Below are 23,917 nucleotides of genomic sequence, written 5' to 3' on the forward strand. Positions count from 1 at the left end.
GGTTTAGAAAATCCGGAAGGCCCACGCAAGTGAGGATTTCCGGGTTTTTTTTTGCCCGCAAGAAACCCATTCTCTCGCAGTCCACCTTATGCACAGCCCTCGCCTGGCTAACAGGCGAGGGCCAGCGCCTTAGAAGTTGTACTTCAGGCTGGTCATGACATTACGCGGCGCGCCATACATCCCTTCTGAATAAACGCGCGCGTAGTACTCGCGGTCGAACACGTTGTTCAGGTTGACGGTGGCACTGAGGTTTCTCGAGAGGTCGTAACGCGCCATCAGGTTGGCCACGGCGTAGCTGCCCTGCTGGTAATAGTGCAAATCTTCGCCGGTCTTGGTCTGCCAATTGAACCCGCCACCCACCGTCACTTTATCCAGCATGCCTGGCAAGCGATATGAGGTGAACGTCTTGAACATATGCCGAGGCAGGGTGGTGACGATGCGTTTGTCGTCCGCATCGGTGGTGACGCTGTAGGCATAGCCGGCGGATGCCTGCCAGCCTTCGGCCAATTCACCATTGATTTCCAACTCGACCCCTTGGGTCTTGGCGCTTTGCTCGATGCGGTAGGCCTGGGTATCCGATTGCCAGACAGCGAGGTTGTCCTGTTCGAGTTGGAAAAGTGCCAGGCTGGCGTTCAACTGTTCGTCGTAGAAGCTGCCCTTGATCCCCACTTCATAGCCTTTGCCCTCCAGGGGCGGCAAGGCCTTGCGGTTGATGTCGCGCACGTAGGACGCCTGCGGATTGAAGATCTTGGTGTAGCTGGCATACAACGCCCAATTTTCATCCAGGTCGTAGACCACGCCGGCATAGGGAATAAAGACGCCTGTTTCGCGTTCCTTGACCGAGGAGGTGCCTTCGCCATACACGTTGGTGTCGGTGTCACGCTTCCAGTCGGTCAAGCGCCCACCGAGGATCAGGCTCAAGTCGTCAGTGATGTGCAGGCGTGATGTCAGGTAGGCGGCATATTGCTTCTCGCGGATGCTGCCCTTGCCGAGTACCGGCGTCGCCGGCTTTGGCGAGTCGCCGTTCCAGGTGCGGTAGTCCGGCACCTGGAAGCCATAGTCGCGTAGCCAATCCCCGTAGTTGGGGGTGTGTTCTTCGTAGTCGGTCGCGGTAATGCCGGTGATCAGCTCGTGTTCACGGCCGAATGCCGAGAACGGGCCGGTGAGGTAGGCGTCCAGGTTGTCCTGGCGTGGTGTGCCCGACCAACGTACAGGCAGCAGGGTGCCACCCGAACCAGTGGCCTGGTCGAGGCTGCCGATGGTAAAGGAGAAAAACTCGTCGAACTTGTTCTCAGTGTGGCCGTACTCGATCTTGCCGCTCCAGCCGTTATCGAATTGATGCTCGATGGAGGTGAAGTAGTTGGTCTGGTCGTGATCGTTGTAGGACCATTTCGGTGCGGTATTGAGCGAGCGTTGGGCATGGGTTTTCTCGCCGTTGCTGAACAGCGTCTGGTAGCCGCCGCGCAGGGGCGAATCAACTTGGGTCTTCTGGTAGCTGAAGCCTGCGGTCAACAGGGTTGAATCGCTGAGGTCGAACTCGGTGATGCCGTAGATCAATTGCGAGTCTTGCTTGAAGCGGTCGATCCAGGCCTGCTCGGTCTTGTAGTCCACCACCAGCCGGCCGCGAACAGTGCCGGTTTCAGTCAGTGGGCCGGAAACATCAACCCCCGTGCCATAGCGGTCCCAACTGCCGGCTTCTGCAGTGAGGCTGACCTGGGCCTGCGCTGTCGGGCGTTTACGGATCAGGTTGATCGTCGCCGAGGGGTTGCCCATCCCACTGATCAGGCCGGTAGCGCCGCGTACGATCTCTACCCGGTCGTACATCGCGGTGCTTTGAGTGTAATTGTCCATGCGCGTGGAGGTGGGCACGCCGTCAATCTCGAAGTTCTGGATCTGGAAACCCCGGGACCAGTAGCTGTCATTCTCGGTGCCCAGGCCCGCGCGAGTCACCGCGATGCCGGGGCTGGCTTCAAGCACGTCCGTCAGGTTGTTGAGTTTCTGGTCGTCCAGGCGCTGGCGGGTCATCACTGTGACCGATTGCGGGGTTTGCTTCTGGGTCAGGTTAAGCCGGGTCGAGCTGCTGGAGGAGTAGGCGGTGTAGGAACCGGTGCCTTCAGTGGTCGAGCCGGGGGCCTTGCCGGAGATGGTCGTGCTGCTCAACTCCAGTCGTGAGGCCTCGCTGGGCGCTGCCTGCAATTGGTAGCGTTGGCCGCCCAACTGCACCGCAGTGAGGCCCGTGTTCAGCAGCAATATCTGCAAGGCCTGCTCGATGGAGTAGTTGCCGCTGAGGGCATGGCTGGTTTTTCCGGCCGTCAGTGCGGCATCGGCAGCCAGGTAAATACCAGCCTGGGCTGAGAGCAGGTTCAATTGGGTCGCCAATGGCCCGGCGGCGATTTCGTAATGTTGCTCCTCGGCCCAGGCGATGGGGCTGACGCTGGCCAGGGCGAGGGCGGCCGAGCAGGCGAAAAGATGCAGCGGAAGATGAGGGCTGAGTGACATCTTGAGGGTCCTTGTAGAGGTGGCTCGCGGCCATGTCACTAGCTAAATCGAATGAGAATTAAAATCAGGAAGTGGCGTCGGAAAAAATTAGCGAGGCTTCACCGTCGTCCAGCCCGCAAAGGTCTGTTCGATACGAACCGGCAACACGCCTTCGAGCATCGCCAGGGCCTGGTCGGTGTCGTGCAGGGGAAATGTGCCCATCACGCGTAACTGGGCGACACGCGGGTCGACGCCCAGGTGCCCACGGCGATAGTTGGCCAATTCGTGAATAAATTCCTCCAGCGGCATGTCTTCTGCCGGCAACACCCCGCGCGTCCAGGCTTGGCGTTCAAGCTGCGCCGGTGTTGTTTCGCTGATGCGCTGCGTATCGAACCACAGGCGTTCGCCAGCCGCGGCCACACGTACCTGGGGCGTGTCGATGCACCGCGCCTGCACCGCCCCTTCATACACATTGAGTTGAGTGCGTGATGCCTGCTCACGCACGCTGAATCGAGTGCCCAGTGGGGTAAGGCTGCCCTGGGCGGTCGTCACTACAAACGGGCGAGCGTCGGCCGCGGTCGCGATCATTACCTCACCCTGATATAAGCGGATGTTGCGTTGCCCTTTATTCATATCAACGTCCAGCGCGGTGGCGCTGTTGAGCCAGATACGCGAGCCATCGGCCAGGCGGCGTTCGAGGATTTGCCCGGTGACGGTGCGATAGCCGGCCTGCCAGGCCAGCAGTTGCTCGGTCAATGCGCCATGGCGCCAGGCCAGTCCTCCCAGCAGCAGCCCGCCGCTGATGATCGACAAGCTGCGCAGCACCTGGCGGCGGGACCGGGGCGAATGTTGCAGTGATTGCAAGGTGCGGCTGGCGGTATCGGCATCACCCTGCAGCGACGCGAAGCGCTGGCTGACCCGCTCCACGTAGCGCCAGGCCTGCTGATGACTGTCACTGCGCGCCAACCAACGTTGCCAGGCTTCCAGCTGCGCAGCATCGTTGGGCGCGCTACTCAGGCGGGCGAACCAGTCGGCGGCTTCCTGCAGCGTGTGATGATCGGGCTTGGACACGGGCATGATTCAGCTCAGGGCCTCGTCCAGTTCTGCTTCGAGCAGCAGGCACTGAAACATGGCCTTGGCCATGTAATGGGTGACGGTCCGCGCGCTGACACCCAGTCGCTCACCGATGGCCTGGTAACTCAACCCCTGCAGTTGCGCGAGCAGGAATGCCTCGGCTACTTTCGACGGCAAGCGTTCCAACATGGCCTGGACCTGTTGCAGGGCCTCGAGCACCATCGCACGGTGCTCTTCCGATGGCATGCAATGCTCTGGGCGACTGGACAGCACCTCCAGCCACGCGCGTTCAACCCGTTGGCGCCGCCAGAAGTCCACGCAGACATGCCGCGACATGGCGCTGAGGTAAGCACGTGCATGGCCTTCACTGTCAAACGCCTTGGGCTTGCTCAGCAATCGCACGAATACATCATGCGCCAACTCGGCGGCATCACTCGAATTACCCAGCTTCTTGTTCAGCCAGGCGCGCACCCAACCGTGATGCTCTTGGTAGAGCCAGCCGACATTGGACAGATCTGGAGAGATGGGCATGACGCAAGCGCACTCCGTCGTCGGGTTCAGTACCCGAACGGACTAATGGGAATTATTCTCAATATTAACCTTGGCGGCGCGCCTTCACAACCGCCAGGTACAAAGGCGCGCAGGCTCGCGCTGCACCCTCCGCGACTTCAGGGGCACGCTGTGGGTATCTGCTCGATAAAGTACTCGCAGATCAGCCGATCTTCGCGCAAGCACTGTTCTGTGGCCGGACGGCCTGTCGCCTCGGAAAAGAAGCCCGCCATCGCCCACGCACTGCTCCTCGCGCACCACGCTGCCCACCGGGCAGGTGAAGTTGCGCACCATGACCCCTCCGTCCTCGGCCGTGGCGTGGCGAAAGCTGATCCACGGTGCATGCACCTATAAAAAGGCACACCCTGATGAGTTTGATACCGAACAATTCCCTGATCACCGCGACGCCTGAAGAAGGGCGCGAACGGGCCATCAAGGCCACGCAGCCCGACGAGGCGGTACGTGGCCGGTTGCGCGATGTGTACGCCAATGACGCGGCCATGCTGATCAGCATTGGCCAGGTGGTAGCCACCGAATTTGCGACGATTGCGGCGGCGAACAAATACTGGAATCCATAAGGTTGCCGGGCAGCCAATGGCCCGCGTTGGCTGCCCGGAACCGGTGGGTCAGATTCGGGTCGTGAGGTCAGAAACAGACGCGAAAAATCGACCAAAGTCTTTGAAATACCTAAGATTGTCTGACAATCCAGCAGATGAAAAACTCTTCATAAACCGCTCGCTCGAACGTTGGTAGCTTCCTCGTCGCTGCCCCATAATTCGAGTCCTAATAATGAATAACAAAACTCTTAAAGGCGCCTTGGCGCTCGCCGTTTCACTTGCCTCCACCCCGCTGTTCGCCGGTGGTTTCGCGCTCAACGAACAAAGCATCAGTTCAATGGGCACGGGCTACGCCGGTCGTTCCTCCTCTGCCGACGACGCCAGTACGGTGTTCGGCAACCCGGCCGGCATGTCCCGCCTCAAACAGAATGAAGTGAGCATCGGGGCGACCTACCTCGATGCCAAGACGAACATCAAGGATGCCAGCTCGAGCCAAGGCGGTGCCGACAACCCGGGTACCAACAAAGGCGATATGGTCCCTGGGATTGCCGTGCCGATGGGCTACCTGGTCACGCCGATCGATGAACACTGGGCATTCGGCCTCGGGATCTACGCGCCGTTTGGCCTGGTGACCGATTACGAACACAGCTTCCAGGGCAACGCCTTCGGCAACAAGAGCAAGGTCCAGGTCATCACCGTACAGCCGACGGTCAGCTACGCATTCAATGACAAGGTCTCGGTGGGTTTCGGGCCGACGTTCAACAAAATCAACGGCGAACTCGACTCCAAAGTTCCAGCGTTTGGCCTGGGCACCGAGGCGGTCAAGATCAAGGGTGACGACACTGCGACAGGTTTCAACGCCGGTATCCTGGTGCAGGCGCTGGACTCTACCCGCGTCGGCGTGACCTACCACTCGCAAGTCGTCTACCACCTGAGTGGCCATACCAATGCCTCGGGCGTGCTCTCTGATCTGTTGGACGGCGGTTCGCAGCGTTATGACGCCAAGCTGAACGTCACCACGCCGTCGTCCGTGGATTTCTCGGTCACTCACCAACTGACGGATGACTGGACCCTGTATGTGGGGAGCACCTACACCCGCTGGAGCCAGTTGAAGAAAATCACCGTCAACAATACCGGTGTATCGGACATCACCAGTGAGCTCGCCGGCCTGGACTCCATCACCGAACAGCAGCATTGGCACGACACCTGGTCCCATGCGATCGGCGCGGCGTATCGCGTCAACAAGCAACTGGTATTGCGCACCGGGTTCTCGGTTGACCAGACCCCGACCAACAACACCGACCGCTCCGTACGCATTCCTACAGGGGACCGTACGGTTTTCAGCCTGGGGGCCGGTTGGACGCCAGTCGACAACCTGACTTTCGATGTGGCGTATTCCTACTTGAAGGAAGAGCCGATCAAGGTTCGTCAGACCCAACCTGCACTGGGCCTGACCTACGACGCCAAGTATGAAAACAGCGCCAACGGGTTCGGCGGTTCAGTGACTTACCGCTTTTAATCCGCGCCAGACAGCAAAGAGTCAGATTAACGTCGTGGCTCTTTGCTACTAATTTCCCCGCTGTCCCTGTCAATCATCCTGCGTCTTTGCTTAAATCAGAGGGTAAACATTCGCAGACAGGGATCGTCATGAGTACGCTGTTACCTATCAGTTCCGCTAATTCGCTGCCGATTCGGCCAGTGGAACCGTCACCCGTCACGCCGCCGCAGAGCAGCATTGTCAGCACACGACCTTCGTCGGTGGTCAGCTTGGGCAACGTCGTGTCCGACACCCTTGCCGATACCTATTCCCGCCGCGGGCAATTGCCGGGCCAGGACATTGTGCGTGCCTGGGAAAGTGACAGTCAGGACACACTCAGCCGCGCGATCAATACCAACTTCAATTCGCCGTCCACTGCCAACCGTTTCAATGGCCTGGGCGCCAGCCTGGTTGAGCAGTTCGCCAAGAATGGCGCGGGCATTTCTCAGTCCGTGCTCTACGCGAGCGCCGATCGAGCGGACAGCGCCGGCGAGATCAAGACGGATCAAACTTTGCTGCACAGCAAAGCCGACAACCTGGTCAGCCTCAGTATCAAGACGGCCAGCGGCAAGACCGTGACCTTCAGCCTGTCCAGCCAGAAAGATGGCCTGGGTGTGCAGGCCAACGTCGAAGGCGGTGCTCTGAGCGCCGACGAACTCAAGGCGGTCGGCCAACTGGGCAGTGCCTTCCAGGCTGCGGTGGATGGGCTCACCGCTGTTCCGCCGAAACTCGACCTGGGCAACCTGACCCAATTTGACAGCAAAGTATTGGCGTCGGTGGACCTCAACACCACGCTCAAGACGCTGAACGGGCCTGACCTGAAACTGGCCTTTCACGCCGACAGCCAGAGCCGTACTACGCGCATGAGCAGCCTGAGCGGCGAGCTCAACTTGAGCGTCGACCTGAAAAACGCCTCGATCCTTGGCAATGCGCAGCAACAGGCCAAGGCGCTGAAAAGCTACCTGGCCCAGTTTGACCGTGCCCAGGAACGTGGCAGCGCCAAGGCCGAGCTGATGACCCAGTTCAAAGACGCCTTCAGCGCCCTGAACAGCAACTATCCACAGGGCGCGAGTCTCCCCGAGGCGCTGACCCGCAACCCGACGGACCAGGGCCTGTTGACGGGCCTGGCGGACTTCAAGGCGTCGATCAAGCAGGCGGTCGATTCGTCTAACCCGATGCGCCCCTCTGAAGTCGACAGCTTCGCCTATGACGTGTCGCAGAAGACCCGCGTCGGCGGCAAAAGCGCGCTGGACCGCAGCGTGAGCCAAGACCAGCAATCGAGTCTTTCCGCCAGCTTCCACAAGGGGCTCAAGGGTGGGAAGGCGCCTGAGCTGAGCGGCGATCCAAACTCGCAGAATTATCTCTATATACAGGTGGATGATAAGGCCCGCAGCTCTGCCAACATCGCCTACAAGGATGGCCTGCTGACCAACGCCTCGGTCTCGCAAACGGCCAGCCAGAACACCCGCACGCAGCAATACGTGATGGGCAAGCTCGTGGATGAGACCAACGTGCCGAAGGCAGCCACTGTCCAGCGTGACTACCTGGTGCTGCTGGAGTACGCGGCCAAGGAAAGCAAAAAATCCAAGGACGCCCTGGAAGAGTCCACGTTAAAGGACGCCCTGGCCAACATGCAGGCCTCGGTTCTGCTGCAGAACGATCCTTCCGCCCTCGTTCGCTGATCCTTGTGCACGAGCCGGCTTGCCGGCTCGTGTGCTGGAGGTGAATCGCGTCGTCATTCCCGCCCCAGATTAGGCTTTTGAATCCATTCGATATTCTGTAGCCTTGCGCAGCTTCACCCGTGCTTGATGAACACAATCACTTCGTCCGGCGGCGCCCGTAGGGTTCCAGAGCCGGTGGTACACTCGACTTTCGCGCAACTGCGCCTGCAGGTCTTGCGAACATGACGCAAATTTCCGAACGCCTACTGGTTCAAGCCCACCTCGACGCCAAGCAGCCTAAAGCCCTCAGCGCCGATGAGGAGGCGAGCCTGCGTGCCGCCATCGCCGCCGAGCTCAAGGCTCAGGACGCGGTGCTGGTTGCCCACTTCTACTGCGACCCGGTGATTCAGGCCCTGGCCGAAGAAACCGGTGGCTGTGTCTCCGATTCCCTGGAAATGGCGCGCTTCGGCGCCGCTCACCCGGCCAAGACCGTATTGGTCGCCGGCGTGCGTTTCATGGGCGAGACCGCGAAAATCCTCACGCCGGAAAAACGCATCCTGATGCCGACCCTGGAAGCCACGTGCTCCCTGGACCTCGGTTGCCCGGTGGATGAGTTTTCGGCGTTCTGCGACCAGCACCCCGAGCGGACCGTGGTGGTGTATGCCAACACCTCGGCGGCGGTCAAGGCGCGTGCCGATTGGGTGGTGACGTCCAGCTGCGCGCTGGAAATCGTCGAAAGCCTGATGGACAACGGCGAAACCATTATCTGGGGCCCGGACAAACACCTGGGCACCTATATCCAGCGCCAGACCGGGGCCGACATGTTGCTGTGGGACGGTGCCTGCATCGTCCACGAAGAGTTCAAGTCCAAGCAACTGGAAGACATGAAGGCGTTGTACCCGGACGCAGCGATCCTGGTGCACCCGGAGTCGCCGACGTCAGTGATCGAATTGGCCGATGCCGTGGGGTCCACCAGCCAGTTGATCGCGGCGGCCCAGCGTTTGCCGAACAAGACGTTTATCGTGGCGACCGATCGCGGCATCTTCTACAAGATGCAGCAGCTGTGCCCGGACAAGGTCTTTGTCGAAGCGCCAACCGCCGGTAATGGCGCGGCGTGCCGCAGCTGCGCGCACTGCCCATGGATGGCGATGAACACGCTGGAGCGCACCCTGCAATGCCTGCGTGAGGGCAGTAACGAGATCTTCGTCGAGCCTTCGGTGATCCCCCACGCCGTGCGCCCGCTCAAGCGCATGCTGGACTTCACCCAGGCCGCGCGCCTGAAACTGGCCGGCAACGCCTGATCTTGAGCTGGCACGGTTAAAAATGTGGGAGCTGGCTTGCCTGCGATAGCATCACCTCGGTCTGCTGGATAAACCGAGGCGCTTGCATCGCAGGCAAGCCAGCGCCCACATTTGATTTTCGTCGTTGCGGATTACTTCTTTTTCTTCGGAATCTGCACCAGTTGGGTGTCGGAATAGATGTCATGCCAGCTGCGCTTGCGCTTGTCGAACACCGACCAGATAAACCCCAGCCCCACGCACAACCACGACGCAATCGACACCACAAAGCGCAGCAGCGCCTGCCACAGGCTGATGCGTGAGCCGTCGGCGTTCTGCACGCGCACACCCCACACCTGCATGCCCAGCGTCTGCCCCGAATGGGTCCAGAACTTGGCAAAAAAACCGAACAGCACAAAAAACAGAATCGTCGACAGCAACGGATCCCCATCCAGCGCGCCGGACTCGGTGAGGGTGCGCATCTTGGCTTCGCCGATAAACGCCATCCACACCAGCTTGTAGATGAACGCCGTGACGATCAGCAGCGCCGTGCACAACAGGAAGTCATAGAACATCGCTGCCAGACGACGGCCCAGGCCAACGGCGGGGAATTCGCCTTGGGGGCTCAGCAAGGGTTTGGACATGGCAGGCTCTCTTGGGAAAAAAGCCATTTTACGAGCAAACGCACATAAAAAAGCCCCTGATGTCACCATCAGGGGCTTTTTGTCGCAGCAGGGATCAGGCTTCTGCTTGTACTTCGTCAGCCTGCATGCCTTTCTGGCCTTGCACGGCAACGAAGGTCACTTTCTGGCCTTCTTTCAGGCTCTTGAAGCCGTTGCCCTGAATAGCGCGGAAATGCACGAACAGATCCGGACCGCTTTCTGGAGTGATAAAACCAAACCCTTTCTCGTCGTTAAACCACTTGACGGTACCGCTCTGACGTTCAGCCATTTTCTTATTTCCTTGACGCTAAAAATTAATGACAGCCCCTTTCACATGAAAGAGTACTGGGCTGGGTTGCAGGAAAGTAAGAGACGTCGAACGGGTTGTAGCAAACTTTGGCTACTGCCCAGGTCCAGGTTCCAAGCGACCCATGCAAACACAGTGAACAAACTCTACGCCAACTACTGGAGAAAAAACAAGCCCCGGGCAAGCCCTTGGTTTTGCTTGGCTGTATGACACTTCGGTCAACATTTGGGATCTGACTTATTCGATAGAGTTGTTCACTTGTTATAGGCCGGTGCTGATAACAATGACTATCGTCAATGCACTGTTTTATGGCGGTTGCGTTACAGTTTAGTGCACGTTAACGCAACCGCGTTACTTATAGGAACAGTCAATCAGCCACGATAGTAACGCTGTGGCACAAATGGCATTTTGCTTACACGAAGTGGCACTTTTTTCCCACGTACCAGCGCGAATACTTGGGTGTCGAGTGCGACGAATGCACTGTCCAGGTAACCCATGGCCAGCGGACCGCCCAGTGTCGGGCCAAAGCCACCGCTGCACACACTGCCAACCACGGTGCCGTGTTCGTCGACGATCTCGGCGCCTTCACGCACCGGTGTGCGCTCTTGTGGCAGCAGGCCAACGCGTTTGCGCGTCACTCCGGCCTGCTGCTGGCTGAAGATGCGGTCGGCGCCGGGGAAACCACCGGCACGCGGGCCGTCGGCGCGGCGGGCCTTGGAAATCGCCCACAGCAGGCTGGCTTCGATCGGCGTGGTCTCGGTGTTCATGTCGTGGCCGTAGAGGCACAGGCCGGCTTCCAGGCGCAGTGAGTCACGGGCGCCCAGGCCGATTGGCTGCACTTCGGTCTCGGCCAGCAGGCTGCGGGCCAGGCTTTCGGCGCTGGCGGCGGGCACGGAAATCTCGAAGCCGTCTTCACCGGTGTAGCCGGAGCGGCTGACGTAGCAGTCCACGCCCAACAAACGCAGGGAGGCGAACTGCATGAAGGTCATCCCGGTGACTTCCGGTGCCAGGCGCGCGAGCACCTTGACCGCCGCCGGGCCTTGCAGGGCGAGCAGGGCGCGCGCCTCGAACAGTGGCTCGATGCTGCACTGGTCGCCGATGTGCTGGCGCAGGTGGGCCAGGTCCTGGTCCTTGCAGGCGGCGTTGACCACCAGGAACAGCTCGTCGTTACCCAGGTTGGCCACCATCAGGTCGTCGAGGATGCCGCCCTGCTCGTTGGTGAACATCGCGTAGCGCTGCATGCCCACCGGCAGGTCGATGATGTCGACCGGCACCAGGGTCTCCAGGGCCTTGGCGGCATTGGCGCCAGTGAGGCGGATCTGGCCCATGTGCGACACGTCGAACAGCCCGGCCTGGTCACGGGTGTGCAGGTGTTCCTTCATCACGCCGAGCGGGTATTGCACCGGCATGTCGTAGCCGGCGAACGGCACCATGCGGGCGCCCAGTTCGAGGTGCAGGGCATGCAACGGGGTTTTCAACAGGGTTTCGGTGGACATATTCAGCTCCTGAAAAACGTGCTGGCGCGCTTGTCGGCGTCAGCACTCGATAATGTTGACCGCCAAACCGCCACGGGCGGTTTCCTTGTATTTGCTTTTCATGTCGGCGCCGGTCTGGCGCATGGTGCGGATGACTTTGTCGAGGGAGACGAAGTGTTGCCCGTCACCGCGCAAGGCCATGCGCACCGCATTGATGGCCTTGACCGAGCCCATGGCGTTGCGTTCGATGCAGGGCACCTGCACCAGCCCGCCGATAGGGTCACAGGTCAGGCCGAGGTTGTGTTCCATGCCGATCTCGGCGGCGTTTTCGACTTGCGAGACGCTGCCGCCCAACACTTCGCACAGCGCGCCGGCGGCCATCGAGCAGGCCACGCCGACTTCACCCTGGCAGCCGACTTCTGCGCCGGAGATCGAGGCGTTTTCCTTGTACAAAATGCCGATGGCGGCGGCGGTGAGCAGAAAGCGCACCACGCCATCCTCGTTCGCGCCGGGGATAAAGCGCATGTAGTAATGCAGCACCGCCGGCACGATCCCGGCCGCACCGTTGGTGGGCGCGGTGACCACACGCCCGCCGTTGGCGTTTTCTTCGTTGACTGCCAGGGCGTACAGGTTGACCCAGTCCAGCACCGACAACGGGTCGCGCAGCGCCGATTCAGGGTACTTGCACAGTTGCCGATGCAGGGCCGCAGCGCGGCGCTTGACCTTCAAGCCGCCGGGCAGAATCCCCTCGTTGCGACAACCGGCGGCCACGCAGTCCTGCATCACTTGCCAGATCTTCAGCAAGCCGGCGCGGGTTTCCGCTTCCGGGCGCCAGGCGCTTTCATTGGTCAGCATCATCTGGCTGATGGACAACCCGTAGGTGGTGCAATGGCCGAGCAAATCCTTGGCGTGCTTGAACGGGAAGGTCAGGGGGGTGGCGTCTTCGACGATCCGGTCGGCGCCGGCGGCGTCTTCATCCACGACAAAACCGCCGCCGACCGAATAGTACTCGCGGCTGCGAATCTGGATGCCGGCCGCATCAAAGGCACGAAAGATCATGCCGTTGGGGTGGTAGGCCAGGGGTTTGCGAATCATCGCCAGGTGTTCTTTCTCGTTGAACGCGATGCTGTGTTCACCGAGCAGGTTCAAGCGGCCGTCGCTGCGCATCTGCGCCAGGCGCGCGGCCACGGTTTCGGTATTCACGGTGTCCGGGTGTTCGCCTTCCAGGCCTAGCAACACGGCTTTGTCGCTGCCGTGGCCTTTGCCGGTGGCGCCGAGGGAGCCATAGAGTTCCACCTTGATGCCGGTGGTGGCGCCCAGCAGGTCGTCACGGCGCAGCCCTTCGACGAAACGGGCGGCGGCGCGCATCGGGCCGACGGTGTGGGAACTGGAGGGGCCGATGCCAATCTTGAACAGGTCGAACACGCTAAGGGACATGGTTGTTCTCCGGTTTCTTATTATTGATCGGATGTACGCGGCCCAAATGTGAGCGCCGGGCTTGTGTGGGAGCTGGCTTGCCTGCGATAGCATCACCTTGGCCTACTAGAAGACCGAGGTGCTTGCATCGCAGGCAAGCCAGCTCCCACACAAGCCAGCTCCCACAAAGACCGCGTTGTAGCCGTCGGGTTACGCGTAGCTCTCGATCGACGGGCAAGCGCACACCAGGTTGCGATCGCCAAACACGTTGTCGACGCGGCCAACCGGCGGCCAGTACTTGCCTTCGATCAGTGAAGCAACCGGGTACACCGCTTGTTCACGGCTGTATGGGTGGCTCCATTCGCCGACCAGTTCCGCTGCGGTGTGCGGGGCGTTTTTCAGCGGGTTGTCGTCCTTGTCCAGGGTACCGTTTTCCACCGCGCGGATTTCTTCACGGATGGCGATCATCGCGTTGCAGAAGCGATCCAATTCTTCCTTGGATTCGCTCTCGGTCGGCTCGATCATCAGCGTGCCGGCCACCGGGAACGACATGGTCGGCGCGTGGAAGCCGAAGTCGATCAGGCGCTTGGCCACGTCATCCACGCTGATGCCGCTGCTGTCCTTCAGTGGGCGCAGGTCGAGGATGCACTCGTGGGCCACCAGGCCATTGCTGCCGGTGTAGAGCACTGGGTAGTGCTCTTCGAGGCGACGGGAAATGTAGTTGGCATTCAGGATCGCCAGCTGCGAAGCGCGCTTGAGGCCCGCGCCGCCCATCATGCTGATGTACATCCAGGTGATCGGCAAAATGCTCGCGCTGCCGAACGGCGCCGCGCACACCGCGCCTTCCTTGCGTTCCATGGCCGCATGGCCAGGCAGGAATGGCGTGAGGTGCGACTTGACGCCAATCGGGCCGACGCCCGGGCCGCCACCGCCGTGTGGAATGCAGAAGGTCTTGTGCAGGTTCAGGTGGGACACGTCGCCACCGAACTTGCCCGGTGCGCACAGGCCGACCATCGCGTTCATGTTGGCGCCGTCGATGTACACCTGGCCGCCGTTGTCGTGAATGATCGCGCAGATTTCGCGGATGCCTTCTTCGAATACGCCGTGGGTCGACGGGTAGGTGATCATCAGCGCGGCGAGGTGCTCGCGGTGCTCGATGGCCTTGGCGCGCAGGTCTTCGATGTCGACGTTGCCACGTGCGTCGCACGCGGTGACCACGACGCGCATACCGGCCATGTTGGCGGTAGCCGGGTTGGTGCCGTGGGCCGACGACGGGATCAGGCAGATGTCGCGACGTGCTTCGCCACGGCTCTGGTGATACGCACGAATCGCCAGCAGGCCGGCGTACTCGCCCTGGGAACCGGCGTTCGGTTGCAGCGAGATCGCGTCATAACCGGTGGCCGCGCAGAGCATGGCTTCCAGCTCGGACGTCAGCTGCAGGTAGCCGGCGCTTTGCGAGGCTGGGGCGAAGGGGTGCAAGGCACCGAACTCGGCCCAGGTCACCGGGATCATTTCGCTGGCGGCGTTGAGCTTCATGGTGCACGAGCCCAGCGGGATCATGGTGCGGTCCAGGGCCAGGTCCTTGTCGGCCAGCTTGCGCAGGTAGCGCATCAGCTCGGTTTCCGAGTGATAACGGTTGAACACCGGGTGGCTGAGGATTGGCGACTGGCGCAGTTGCGCGGCAGGCAGGCGGCTTTCCACCTTGGCGGCGAAGTCCGGCAGGGCCTTGCCATCGGCGAAGATCGACCACAGGGTCTCGATATCGGCCTGGGTGGTGGTTTCGTCGACCGACAGGCCGACACGCTCGGCATTCACCACACGCAGGTTGATGCGCTGGGCGCGCGCCTTGTCGTGCAGGGCCGCGGTTTGGGCGCCGGTGTTGAGGGTCAGGGTGTCGAAGAAGTGTTCCTGCTCGACTTTCAGGCCCAGGGCGGTCAGGCCGCTGGCCAGGATCGCGGTGAGCTGGTGCACGCGCTGGGCAATCTGCGTCAGGCCTTTGGGGCCGTGGTACACGGCATACATGCTGGCGATGTTGGCCAGCAGCACCTGGGCAGTACAGATGTTGCTCGTGGCCTTCTCGCGGCGGATATGTTGCTCGCGGGTCTGCATGGCCAGGCGCAGCGCCGGCTTGCCGAAACGGTCGACAGAGACACCGACCAGCCGGCCCGGCATATCGCGCTTGAACGCATCTTTGGTGGAGAAGTACGCCGCGTGCGGGCCGCCGAAGCCCAGCGGCACGCCGAAGCGTTGTGCGCTGCCGATGGCCACGTCGGCGCCGAACTCACCCGGCGGGGTCAGCAGGGTCAGGGCCAGCAGGTCGGCGGCCACCGCCACCAGGGCGTTGGCGGCGTGGAAGCGTTCGGTCAGCTCGCCGTAGTCGAACACGTCACCGTTGCTGGCCGGGTATTGCAGCAGGGCGCCAAAGAATGCGCTGACGTCGGTCAGTTCGCGCTCATCGCCGACCACCACGTCGATGCCCAGGGGCTCGGCACGGGTGCGCAGTACGTCGAGGGTCTGCGGGTGGCTGTGGATCGAGGCGAAGAAGGCATTGCTGCCCTTGTTCTTGCTCAGGCGCTTGCAGAAGGTCATGGCTTCGGCGGCGGCGGTGGCTTCGTCGAGCAACGACGCGTTGGCGATCGGCAGGCCGGTGAGGTCGCTGATCAGCGTCTGGAAGTTCAGCAGCGCTTCCAGGCGGCCCTGGGAAATCTCTGGCTGATACGGGGTGTAGGCGGTGTACCAGGCCGGGTTTTCCAGCAGGTTGCGCAGGATCGGCGACGGCGTGTGGCAGTTGTAGTAGCCCTGGCCGATGTAGGTCTTGAACAGTTGGTTCTGGCCGGCGATGGTCTTGATCTTGGCCAGGGCCTCGGCTTCGCTGAGGCCGTCTTCCAGGCCGAGCACGCTGGTGCCCTTGATGCTTTCCGGGATCACGCTGGCGCTCAGGGCTTCCAGGGAGTCAAAGCCCAGGCTCGCCAGCATGAGCTGCTCGTCTTCCTGGCGCGGGCCGATGTGGCGGGCGATGAATTCGTTGGCGGTGCTCAAATTAACAGTCATGGCGCGCTCCTCAGGCTTGGGCGTTGGCTTTGATCAGACGGTCGTACGCGTCCTGATCCAACAGTTTAGCGACCGCCTCGGCATCGGCCGGTTTAAAGCGGAAGAACCAGCCTTCGCCCATCGGGTCTTCGTTGACCAATTCCGGGCTGGCGTCGAGCTTGTCGTTCACTTCGAGGACTTCACCGTCCAACGGCATGTACACGCCGCTGGCGGCCTTGACCGACTCAACGGTGGACGCTTCAGCGCCCTTGTCGTAGGACTGCAGCTCCGGCAGTTGCACGAAAACCACATCACCCAGCGCATTCTGCGCGAAAGCGGTGATACCCACGGTGACGCTGCCATCGGCTTCGGCGCGCAGCCATTCGTGATCTTCAGTGAAACGCAACTCGCTCATGGAAACTCCTCGGGGCCAGATTCGTCTGGTGGACGGGATTGGAATAATGAGGAGTTGCTTAGCAATATCGCGGCCAACGTCATTAAGTCGTTATAAATCAATGAATTAATAAAATTGATGATGACAATATAAAAATCGGCTGTAGCGATTTCGCTACAGTGCGACGCCAGAAAAAAAGCCTATGTGGATCAAAGCCTTGCATGGCGCGCAAAAAACAGGGTTGTATCGATATCGTTACGCTGTAGCGCTTTCAGTACAGGTGGGCGTCGCTTTTGATATCAACGTTGGAATGCAATCACTGTGGGGCTGCTTGCGATAGCGGTGTTGACTGACCCACCGCTATCGCAGGCAAGCCAGCTCCCACTTGTTCACTACGTTCAGTCAGGGCTTGTTGGGAATGCCGTACTTGCGCAGGCGATGGGCGATGGCGGTGTGCGAGGTTTGCAGGCGGCTGGCCAATTGGCGGGTCGAGGGGTAGCTGGTATAGAGCTTTTCCAGCAACCCGCGCTCGAAATCTTCCACCGCTTGCTCGAGGCTGTCGACTTCACCATCGCTTTGGCGGGCGACCGAGGTGCCGGCGATGTCCAGGTCGCCGATATCCACCAGGCTGCTTTCGCAGATGGCCGCGGCGCGGAAGATCACGTTCTGCAACTGGCGCACATTGCCCGGCCAGCGGTTGCCCAGCAGCGCGGGATAAGTGCCGGGTGCCAGGCGGCACACCGGGCGCTGGATCTGTGCGCAGGCCTGTTGCATGAAGTAGCGCGCCAGCAGCAGGATGTCCTGGCCGCGTTCGCGCAGCGGCGGTACTTCGACGTTGAGCACGTTGAGGCGGTAGAACAGGTCTTCGCGGAAGGTACCTTCGCTGACCATCTTTTCCAGGTCGCGGTGGGTCGCGCTGAGAATGCGCACATTGACCTTCACTTCGCGGTCGCCGCCGACCCGACGGAAGCTTCCGTCGTTGAGAAAACGCAGCAGCTTGGCCTGCAGGTACGGCGACATTTCGCCGATTTCATCCAGGAACACCGTGCCCTGGTTAGCCAGCTCCATCAGCCCCGGCTTGCCGCCGCGCTGCGCACCGGTGAACGCGCCGGGGGCGTAGCCGAACAGTTCACTCTCGGCGAGGTTCTCCGGCAGCGCCGCGCAGTTCAGCGCCAGAAACGGTGCACTGTGCCGCGCGCTGATGGCGTGGCAGGCCCGCGCCACCAGCTCCTTGCCGGTGCCGGTTTCGCCCTGGATCAGCAGCGGTGCATCCAGCGCCGCCACCCGTTGTGCGCGTGCCTTGAGCGTACGGATCACCGGAGACTCGCCCAGCAGCGCGTCAAAACCCTCGGCGTGGTCATGGTGCAGCGCCGACAGTTGTTCACCGATGCGGTTGGGCTGATAGAGGGTGAGCAGGGCGCCGGCGTCGGTGATCGGCGTGGCGTCGAGCAGCAAGGTCTGGCCGTTGACGCTGATCTCGCGCAGCGGCAGGCGGAAGCCGTGTTCCAGCAAGGTGTCGAGCAGCGGCGGGTCATTGAACAGCTCGGCGATGCTTTCCCCGGCCGGTTCGCGGCCGTACAGCGCGATCAACGCCGGGTTGGCCAGCAGGATCTTGCCCGCGCTGTCCAGCGCCAGTACCGGGTCGGTCATGGCCGCCAGCAGGGCGTCGAGTTGCAAGTGGCGGCGTTGGCCGGGAAGGATGTCCACCACGGTCACTGCCTGCACGCCATGCACGCTGAATAGCGCGTCACGCAGCTCTTCAAGCACCTCGGCGCTGAGGGTCGGCGCATCGATGTACACGTTGGGCGGGACCATCTCCACGGCATCCAGGTTGAGGTTGCGCCCACCGAGCAAGGCCAGGACTTCCTGGGTGATACCGACGCGGTCGATGAAGCTGACGTGGATACGCATGGGGCGAATGTTGGTTCTGGCGTACTGAGGGTGGCCAGTATGCCTGACAGGTGATGGAGATCAAAAATGTGGGAGCGGGCTTGCTCGCGAATACGGTGCGTCAGTGAAAAAAATGCTGACTGATACACCGCATTCGCGAGCAAGCCCGCTCCCACATTTGAGTGTTGGTGCCGGGGGCGTCGGGTTATTCCAGGTGTTCAGGTTTGATCGGGTCCCCGGGCTTCACATCCAGCTGATGCCGCACGTCCTCGAACATCAAGTCGTACTGCTTGTGCATCGAGCCGTTCAACACCGCGATCTTCGGCATCCCGTATTTCTGCGCGATGTTCATCGCATGCCGGGCAAAATCAAACGCTTGATCCTTGGGCAGGAAGAACTCTTCCTTGAGGTCCTTGCCCTGCACCGAACCGTGCAGCTTGAAGAGCATTCCCTTGCCTTCCTTTGGGTCCTGGCTGACCTCGTAGTCGATGCACAGGTTGTAGCTGTAGTCGTCCTTGTTGAGCGCGTGGCGTTCGACATGCAAGTGACCGGGTTCAAAGGTGGCCATAGGCGTTTCTCCTCTACTTCACTGGTAGGTGATGCCAGGTGTTGCCGTGCTGATGCGCGTACCGGCGCTGCCCTGGACGATGGCTTCGATGTCCGAGAGTGAACCGATCACTGCGGTTTTGCCAGTCTGGCGGGCGAACTCGCAGGCGGCTTGCACCTTGGGTCCCATGGAGCCGGCGGCGAAGCCGAGCTTTTCCATGGCGTCAGGATGGGCCTGGCCGATGGCCTTCTGGCTGGGCTTGCCGAAGTCGATGAAGGCGGCGTTGACGTCGGTGGCGATCACCAGCAGATCGGCGTCCAGCTGCGAGGCCAGCAGTGAGGAACACAGGTCTTTGTCGATCACCGCTTCAATGCCGCGCAGCTTGCCGTCTTCGCCATACATCGTCGGGATACCGCCACCGCCGGCGCAGATCACGATGGCGCTTTTTTCCAGCAGCCACTTGATCGGGCGGATTTCAAAGATGCGTTTGGGGCGCGGGCTGGCGACCACGCGGCGGTATTTATCGCCGTCCGGGGCGATGGCCCAGCCTTTTTCGGCGGCCAGTTTTTCCGCTTCGGCCTTGGCGTATACCGGGCCGATGGGCTTGGTGGGGTTCTGGAAGGCCGGGTCCTTGGCGTCCACTTCGACCTGGGTGAGCAGGGTGGCGAACGGCACTTCGAAGTCCAGCAGGTTGCCCAGTTCCTGTTCGATGATGTAGCCGATCATGCCTTCGGTCTCGGCGCCCAGCACGTCCAGCGGGTACGGCGAAACGCTGGTGTAGGCGGCCGCCTGCAACGACAGCAGGCCGACCTGCGGGCCATTGCCGTGGGCGATCACCAGTTCGTTGCCGGGGTGGATCTTGGCGATCTGTTCGGTGGCGATGCGGATGTTGGCGCGTTGGTTGTCCGCCGTCATGGGTTCACCACGGCGGAGCAGGGCGTTACCGCCCAGGGCTACGACGATGCGCATAAACAATGTCCTTCTAGAGTGCTATGTTGCGAACACAGGACCAAAGTGGGAGCGGGCTTGCTCGCGAAAGCGGTGGATCAGTGGATACATGTGCGGACTGACACACCGCATTCGCGAGCAAGCCCGCTCCCACAGTTTTGATCGCGTTTCAACAGTGGGAACGGTGTCGAGGGTTAGATATCCGCCAACGCCGACACCAGGATCGCCTTGATGGTGTGCATGCGGTTCTCCGCCTGCTCAAACGCGATGTTGGCCGGCGACTCGAACACTTCCTCGGTCACCTCCACGCCATTGGCCAGGTTCGGATAGCGCGCGGCGATGTCCTTGCCGACCTTGGTTTCGCTGTTGTGGAACGCCGGCAGGCAGTGCATGAATTTCACCCGTGGGTTGCCCGAGGCTTTCATCATCTTGGCATTGACCTGGTACGGCAGCAGTTGCTCGATGCGCTCGTCCCACGCCTCCACCGGCTCACCCATCGACACCCAGATATCGGTGTGGATGAAGTCGACGCCCTTGACCGCTTCTTTCGGGTCTTCGGTGATGGTGATGCGCGCGCCGCTTTCCTCGGCGAATGCCTGGCACTGCTTGATGAAATCAGCGTGCGGCCACAGGGCTTTCGGCGCGCCAATGCGCACGTCCATGCCCAGCTTGGCGCCGATCATCAGCAGCGAGTTGCCCATGTTGTAGCGCGCGTCGCCCAGGTAGGCGTAGCTGATGTCATGCAGCGGCTTGTCGCTGTGTTCGCGCATGGTCAGGGTGTCGGCGATCATTTGGGTCGGGTGGAATTCGGCTGTCAGGCCGTTGAACACCGGCACACCGGCGAACTTGGCCAGCTCTTCGACGATTTCCTGTTCGAAGCCACGGTACTCGATGGCATCGAACATCCGCCCGAGTACGCGGGCGGTGTCCTTCATGCTTTCCTTGTGGCCGATCTGCGACGACACCGGGTCGATGTAGGTGACGTGCGCGCCCTGGTCATGGGCTGCGACTTCGAAGGCGCAACGGGTGCGCGTCGAGGTTTTCTCGAAGATCAGCGCGATGTTCTTGCCTTTCAGGTGCGGACGCTCGGTGCCGGTATATTTGGCGCGCTTGAGGTCGCGGGACAGGTCCAGCAGGTAGTGCAGCTCGCGGGTCGTGTGGTGCATCAGCGAGAGCAGGCTGCGGTTGCGCATATTAAAAGCCATGATGGATCTCCTTGGGTTTCGGTTATCCCCCTGGCCACTGCCGGATAAGCAGTGGCCAAGGCCAAAAATTAATAGTCGATAGGGTCGCGGATGATCGGGCAGGTCATGCAGTGGCCGCCGCCACGGCCACGGCCGAGTTCACCGGCGCTGATGGTGATGACCTCCACACCGGCCTTGCGCAGCAGGGTGTTGGTGTAGGTGTTACGGTCGTAGCCGATCACCACACCCGGCTCCACGGCCACTACGTTGTTGCCGTCGTCCCATTGTTCGCGCTCGGCGGCGAAGCTGTTGCCACCGGTCTCGACCACGCGCAGCGCCTTGAGATTGAGGGCCGCAGCGACGGTCTCGAGGAAGTTGGTTTTCTCGCGTTGGATATCGATACCGTGCGGCTTGCTTTCATCGGGACGCAGAGTGAACGGTACGATCTGGTTGACCACTTCAGGGAAGATGGTGACCAGGTCGCGGTCGCAGAAGCTGAACACCGTGTCCAGGTGCATTGCCGCACGGGATTTCGGCAGGCCGGCAACGATCACGCGTTCCACGGCTTTGTTTTTGAACAGGTTGCGCGCCAGTTGGCCGATGGCCTGATGGGACGAGCGCTCGCCCATGCCGATCAACACGACGCCGTTGCCAATCGGCATGACGTCGCCGCCTTCCAGGGTGGAGGCGCCGTGTTCCTGGTCGGGGTCACCGTACCAAATCTGGAAGTCGGCGTTGGTGAACTCCGGGTGGAATTTGTAGATAGCGCTGGCCAGCAGGGTTTCCTGGCGTCGCGCCGGCCAGTACATCGGGTTCAGCGTCACGCCGCCGTAGATCCAGCAGGTGGTGTCGCGGGTGAACTGGGTGTTGGGAAGCGGCGGCAGGATGAAGCTCGAGTGGCCGAGGAAGTCGCGGAACATTTCGATGGTCTTGCCGCCGAAGCTGCTCGGCAGGTCCTCGGCCGACACGCCACCGATCAGGAACTCACTGATTTTGCGCGGCTCCAGGCTGCGCAGCCACGAGCTGACTTCATCGACCAGGCCCAGGCCCACCGTATTGGCAGTGATCTTGCGCTCCAGGATCCAGTCCAGCGCTTCGGGGATGGCGACGATGTCGGTCAGCAGGTTGTGCATTTCCAGCACATCAATGTCGCGCTCGCGCATCTTGGTGACGAAGTCGAAATGGTCGCGCTTGGCCTGGGCGACCCACAGCACGTCATCGAACAGCAGTTCATCGCAGTTATTGGGGGTCAGCCGCTGGTGGGCCAAGCCTGGGGAGCACACCATGACTTTGCGCAGTTTGCCGGCTTCGGAATGTACGCCGTACTTCACTTTTTCCGTGGTCATTACAGATCCTCCAGTGAACAACAGTTACAGAGTCAGGAAGCCGTCGTAGAGGCCATAGGCAGCCACCAGGGCGCCAACGACTACCGCGGCGAAAATCAGCTTCTCGACATTGGTGAAAATCGGTTTGCCCAACTCATGCTTGGCCTTGGCGAACAGAATCACGCCGGGGGCATACAGCAGGGCGGACAGCAGCAGGTATTTGACGCCGCCGGCGTAGAGCAGCCAGACCGCGTAGATCAGCGCAACGGCACCGATGAACAGGTCTTTCTTGCGCTCGCGCAGGGCGTTTTCGTAGGTCTCGCCGCGCACCGCCAACAACAGCGCGTAGGCGGCCGACCACAGGTACGGCACCAGGATCATCGAGGTGGCGAGGTAGATCAGCGACAGGTAAGTGCTGGCGGAAAACAGCGTGATCACCAGGAAAATCTGGACCATGGCGTTGGTCAGCCACAGAGCGTTGGCCGGCACATGGTTGGCGTTTTCCTTACGCAGGAACTCCGGCATCGTGTGGTCCTTGGCGGCGGCGAACATGATCTCCGCACACAGCAGCACCCACGACAGCAGCGCGCCCAGCAGGGAAATGATCAAGCCGACGCTGATCAGCACGGCGCCCCAGTGGCCCACCACGTGTTCCAGCACGGCGGCCATCGACGGGTTTTGCAGCTTGGCCAGTTCCGGTTGGGTCATGATCCCCAGGGACAGCACGTTCACCAGCATCAGGAACAGCAGCACGGTGATAAAACCAATCACCGTGGCCTTGCCGACGTCGGAGCGTTTTTCCGCACGGGACGAGAAGATGCTCGCGCCCTCGATGCCGATGAACACCCACACGGTGACCAGCATCATGTTGCGCACCTGGTTCATCACACTGCCGAGGTCAGGGTTTTTCACGCCCCAGATGTCAGCGGTGAAAATCTCCAGCTTGAACGCGAACAGCGCGATCAGCACAAACAGCAGCAGCGGCACCACCTTGGCAACGGTGGTCACCAGGTTGATGAACGCGGCTTCCTTGATCCCGCGCAGCACCAGGAAATGCACGGCCCACAACAGCACCGAGGCACCGATCACCGCTGCCGGGGTGTTGCCTTCGCCGAAGATCGGGAAGAAGTAACCCAGGGTGCTGAACAGCAACACGAAGTAACCGACGTTGCCCAGCCAGGCACTGATCCAATAACCCCAGGCCGACGAGAAACCCATGTAGTCGCCAAACCCGGCCTTGGCATAGGCGTACACGCCGCCGTCGAGGTCAGGTTTGCGGTTGGCGAGGGTCTGGAACACGAAGGCGAGGGTCAGCATGCCGATGGCGGTAATCACCCAACCGATCAACACCGCACCGACGTCGGCGCTGGCGGCCATGTTTTGCGGCAGTGAGAAGATCCCGCCGCCAATCATTGAGCCGACGACGAGTGCAACCAGTGCGCCCAATCGAAGTTTTCCGGGAGATTCAGACATTGCATGACTCCAATGCAGGAGAAGAGAGACCACAGAATAATTCCGTGCGCTAATCAAACAGCTGACTCAGATCACTTCATTGGCACATTCCATTGTGAATTAATGACTTAGGGGTAAAACACCCGGGCAATAC

General features: G+C 61.1%; 19 protein-coding genes. 4 read left to right on the plus strand and 15 right to left on the minus strand.

Annotated features, from left to right (window positions below; translation table 11 throughout):
* Window positions 1-129 precede the first annotated feature (129 nt).
* The 3 genes from C9990_RS05945 to C9990_RS05955 form a co-directional block, all read right to left on the minus strand.
* Complete coding sequence (locus C9990_RS05945; protein WP_106802749.1) at window positions 130-2,499, minus strand: TonB-dependent siderophore receptor; 2,370 nt, start codon at window positions 2,497-2,499, stop codon at window positions 130-132.
* An 87-nt stretch (window positions 2,500-2,586) separates the two neighbouring features.
* On the minus strand, window positions 2,587-3,555 hold the full coding sequence (locus tag C9990_RS05950; protein WP_177410324.1) for a FecR domain-containing protein: 969 nt from the start codon (window positions 3,553-3,555) through the stop codon (window positions 2,587-2,589).
* A gap of 3 nt (window positions 3,556-3,558) precedes the next feature.
* A complete protein-coding gene (locus C9990_RS05955) occupies window positions 3,559-4,083 on the minus strand; it encodes a sigma-70 family RNA polymerase sigma factor (protein ID WP_106802750.1) in 525 nt (174 codons plus the stop codon).
* 386 nt (window positions 4,084-4,469) lie between these two features.
* Between C9990_RS05955 and C9990_RS05965 the strand changes: the two genes are divergently transcribed.
* The 4 genes from C9990_RS05965 (at window position 4,470) to nadA (ending at window position 9,157) form a co-directional block, all read left to right on the plus strand.
* Window positions 4,470-4,679, plus strand: coding sequence for a hexameric tyrosine-coordinated heme protein (locus C9990_RS05965; RefSeq protein ID WP_106802751.1), 210 nt, complete (start codon window positions 4,470-4,472; stop codon window positions 4,677-4,679).
* A gap of 211 nt (window positions 4,680-4,890) precedes the next feature.
* A complete protein-coding gene (locus tag C9990_RS05970) occupies window positions 4,891-6,177 on the plus strand; it encodes an OmpP1/FadL family transporter (protein WP_106802752.1) in 1,287 nt (428 codons plus the stop codon).
* Between the two features lie 128 nt (window positions 6,178-6,305).
* Entirely contained in the window at window positions 6,306-7,877 is a 1,572-nt protein-coding gene (locus C9990_RS05975; protein WP_256595062.1) for a lactate dehydrogenase, read from the plus strand.
* Window positions 7,878-8,098: 221 nt separating this feature from the next.
* Entirely contained in the window at window positions 8,099-9,157 is a 1,059-nt protein-coding gene (nadA, locus tag C9990_RS05980; protein WP_016973251.1) for a quinolinate synthase NadA, read from the plus strand.
* Window positions 9,158-9,288: 131 nt separating this feature from the next.
* Here the strand turns inward: nadA and C9990_RS05985 are convergent, their stop codons facing one another.
* The 12 genes from C9990_RS05985 to arcD all read right to left on the minus strand — a co-directional run bounded on the left by C9990_RS05985 (window position 9,289) and on the right by arcD (window position 23,784).
* A complete protein-coding gene (locus tag C9990_RS05985) occupies window positions 9,289-9,777 on the minus strand; it encodes an RDD family protein (RefSeq protein ID WP_106802753.1) in 489 nt (162 codons plus the stop codon).
* Between the two features lie 94 nt (window positions 9,778-9,871).
* Window positions 9,872-10,084, minus strand: coding sequence for a cold-shock protein (locus C9990_RS05990; RefSeq protein WP_027902257.1), 213 nt, complete (start codon window positions 10,082-10,084; stop codon window positions 9,872-9,874).
* Window positions 10,085-10,473: 389 nt separating this feature from the next.
* On the minus strand, window positions 10,474-11,598 hold the full coding sequence (gcvT, locus tag C9990_RS05995; RefSeq protein ID WP_065908883.1) for a glycine cleavage system aminomethyltransferase GcvT: 1,125 nt from the start codon (window positions 11,596-11,598) through the stop codon (window positions 10,474-10,476).
* Between the two features lie 39 nt (window positions 11,599-11,637).
* Window positions 11,638-13,014, minus strand: a complete 1,377-nt coding sequence (locus C9990_RS06000; protein ID WP_106802754.1) for an L-serine ammonia-lyase — start codon at window positions 13,012-13,014, stop codon at window positions 11,638-11,640.
* Between the two features lie 189 nt (window positions 13,015-13,203).
* Window positions 13,204-16,044 (minus strand): aminomethyl-transferring glycine dehydrogenase, encoded by a 2,841-nt coding sequence (gene gcvP / locus C9990_RS06005; RefSeq protein WP_106802755.1) that lies wholly within the window; start codon window positions 16,042-16,044, stop codon window positions 13,204-13,206.
* 10 nt (window positions 16,045-16,054) lie between these two features.
* Window positions 16,055-16,438, minus strand: coding sequence for a glycine cleavage system protein GcvH (gene gcvH / locus C9990_RS06010; protein WP_065908891.1), 384 nt, complete (start codon window positions 16,436-16,438; stop codon window positions 16,055-16,057).
* A 381-nt stretch (window positions 16,439-16,819) separates the two neighbouring features.
* The gene (locus C9990_RS06015; protein ID WP_106802756.1) at window positions 16,820-18,328 is read right to left on the minus strand and encodes a sigma-54-dependent transcriptional regulator; all 1,509 of its coding nucleotides are present in this window, start codon (window positions 18,326-18,328) and stop codon (window positions 16,820-16,822) included.
* Between the two features lie 184 nt (window positions 18,329-18,512).
* A complete protein-coding gene (locus C9990_RS06020; RefSeq protein ID WP_065908895.1) occupies window positions 18,513-18,875 on the minus strand; it encodes a DUF5064 family protein in 363 nt (120 codons plus the stop codon).
* An 18-nt stretch (window positions 18,876-18,893) separates the two neighbouring features.
* Complete coding sequence (arcC, locus tag C9990_RS06025) at window positions 18,894-19,823, minus strand: carbamate kinase (RefSeq protein WP_065908898.1); 930 nt, start codon at window positions 19,821-19,823, stop codon at window positions 18,894-18,896.
* Between the two features lie 173 nt (window positions 19,824-19,996).
* Window positions 19,997-21,007 carry an ornithine carbamoyltransferase gene (locus tag C9990_RS06035; protein WP_003220053.1) on the minus strand — a complete coding sequence of 337 codons (1,011 nt, stop codon included), beginning with the start codon at window positions 21,005-21,007 and terminating at the stop codon, window positions 19,997-19,999.
* A 68-nt stretch (window positions 21,008-21,075) separates the two neighbouring features.
* Window positions 21,076-22,332, minus strand: a complete 1,257-nt coding sequence (arcA, locus tag C9990_RS06040) for an arginine deiminase (RefSeq protein WP_065908901.1) — start codon at window positions 22,330-22,332, stop codon at window positions 21,076-21,078.
* Window positions 22,333-22,356: 24 nt separating this feature from the next.
* Window positions 22,357-23,784: an arginine-ornithine antiporter gene (arcD, locus tag C9990_RS06045; RefSeq protein ID WP_065908905.1), complete on the minus strand. Its 1,428-nt coding sequence runs from the start codon at window positions 23,782-23,784 to the stop codon at window positions 22,357-22,359.
* Between the last annotated feature and the right edge of the window lie 133 nt (window positions 23,785-23,917).

It is taken from the genome of Pseudomonas sp. S5D5, assembly GCF_003013355.1.
GTDB lineage: Bacteria > Pseudomonadota > Gammaproteobacteria > Pseudomonadales > Pseudomonadaceae > Aquipseudomonas > Aquipseudomonas aylmerensis.

What these genes read in the sequence shown, in the direction of transcription:
- C9990_RS05945 (WP_106802749.1), bottom strand. Translation starts at nt 2,499, where the DNA reads ATGTCACTCAGCCCTCATCTTCCGCTGCATCTTTTCGCCTGCTCGGCC.
- C9990_RS05950 (WP_177410324.1), bottom strand. Translation starts at nt 3,555, where the DNA reads ATGCCCGTGTCCAAGCCCGATCATCACACGCTGCAGGAAGCCGCCGAC.
- C9990_RS05955 (WP_106802750.1), bottom strand. Translation starts at nt 4,083, where the DNA reads ATGCCCATCTCTCCAGATCTGTCCAATGTCGGCTGGCTCTACCAAGAG.
- C9990_RS05965 (WP_106802751.1), top strand. Translation starts at nt 4,470, where the DNA reads ATGAGTTTGATACCGAACAATTCCCTGATCACCGCGACGCCTGAAGAA.
- C9990_RS05970 (WP_106802752.1), top strand. Translation starts at nt 4,891, where the DNA reads ATGAATAACAAAACTCTTAAAGGCGCCTTGGCGCTCGCCGTTTCACTT.
- C9990_RS05975 (WP_256595062.1), top strand. Translation starts at nt 6,306, where the DNA reads ATGAGTACGCTGTTACCTATCAGTTCCGCTAATTCGCTGCCGATTCGG.
- nadA (WP_016973251.1), top strand. Translation starts at nt 8,099, where the DNA reads ATGACGCAAATTTCCGAACGCCTACTGGTTCAAGCCCACCTCGACGCC.
- C9990_RS05985 (WP_106802753.1), bottom strand. Translation starts at nt 9,777, where the DNA reads ATGTCCAAACCCTTGCTGAGCCCCCAAGGCGAATTCCCCGCCGTTGGC.
- C9990_RS05990 (WP_027902257.1), bottom strand. Translation starts at nt 10,084, where the DNA reads ATGGCTGAACGTCAGAGCGGTACCGTCAAGTGGTTTAACGACGAGAAA.
- gcvT (WP_065908883.1), bottom strand. Translation starts at nt 11,598, where the DNA reads ATGTCCACCGAAACCCTGTTGAAAACCCCGTTGCATGCCCTGCACCTC.
- C9990_RS06000 (WP_106802754.1), bottom strand. Translation starts at nt 13,014, where the DNA reads ATGTCCCTTAGCGTGTTCGACCTGTTCAAGATTGGCATCGGCCCCTCC.
- gcvP (WP_106802755.1), bottom strand. Translation starts at nt 16,044, where the DNA reads ATGACTGTTAATTTGAGCACCGCCAACGAATTCATCGCCCGCCACATC.
- gcvH (WP_065908891.1), bottom strand. Translation starts at nt 16,438, where the DNA reads ATGAGCGAGTTGCGTTTCACTGAAGATCACGAATGGCTGCGCGCCGAA.
- C9990_RS06015 (WP_106802756.1), bottom strand. Translation starts at nt 18,328, where the DNA reads ATGCGTATCCACGTCAGCTTCATCGACCGCGTCGGTATCACCCAGGAA.
- C9990_RS06020 (WP_065908895.1), bottom strand. Translation starts at nt 18,875, where the DNA reads ATGGCCACCTTTGAACCCGGTCACTTGCATGTCGAACGCCACGCGCTC.
- arcC (WP_065908898.1), bottom strand. Translation starts at nt 19,823, where the DNA reads ATGCGCATCGTCGTAGCCCTGGGCGGTAACGCCCTGCTCCGCCGTGGT.
- C9990_RS06035 (WP_003220053.1), bottom strand. Translation starts at nt 21,007, where the DNA reads ATGGCTTTTAATATGCGCAACCGCAGCCTGCTCTCGCTGATGCACCAC.
- arcA (WP_065908901.1), bottom strand. Translation starts at nt 22,332, where the DNA reads ATGACCACGGAAAAAGTGAAGTACGGCGTACATTCCGAAGCCGGCAAA.
- arcD (WP_065908905.1), bottom strand. Translation starts at nt 23,784, where the DNA reads ATGTCTGAATCTCCCGGAAAACTTCGATTGGGCGCACTGGTTGCACTC.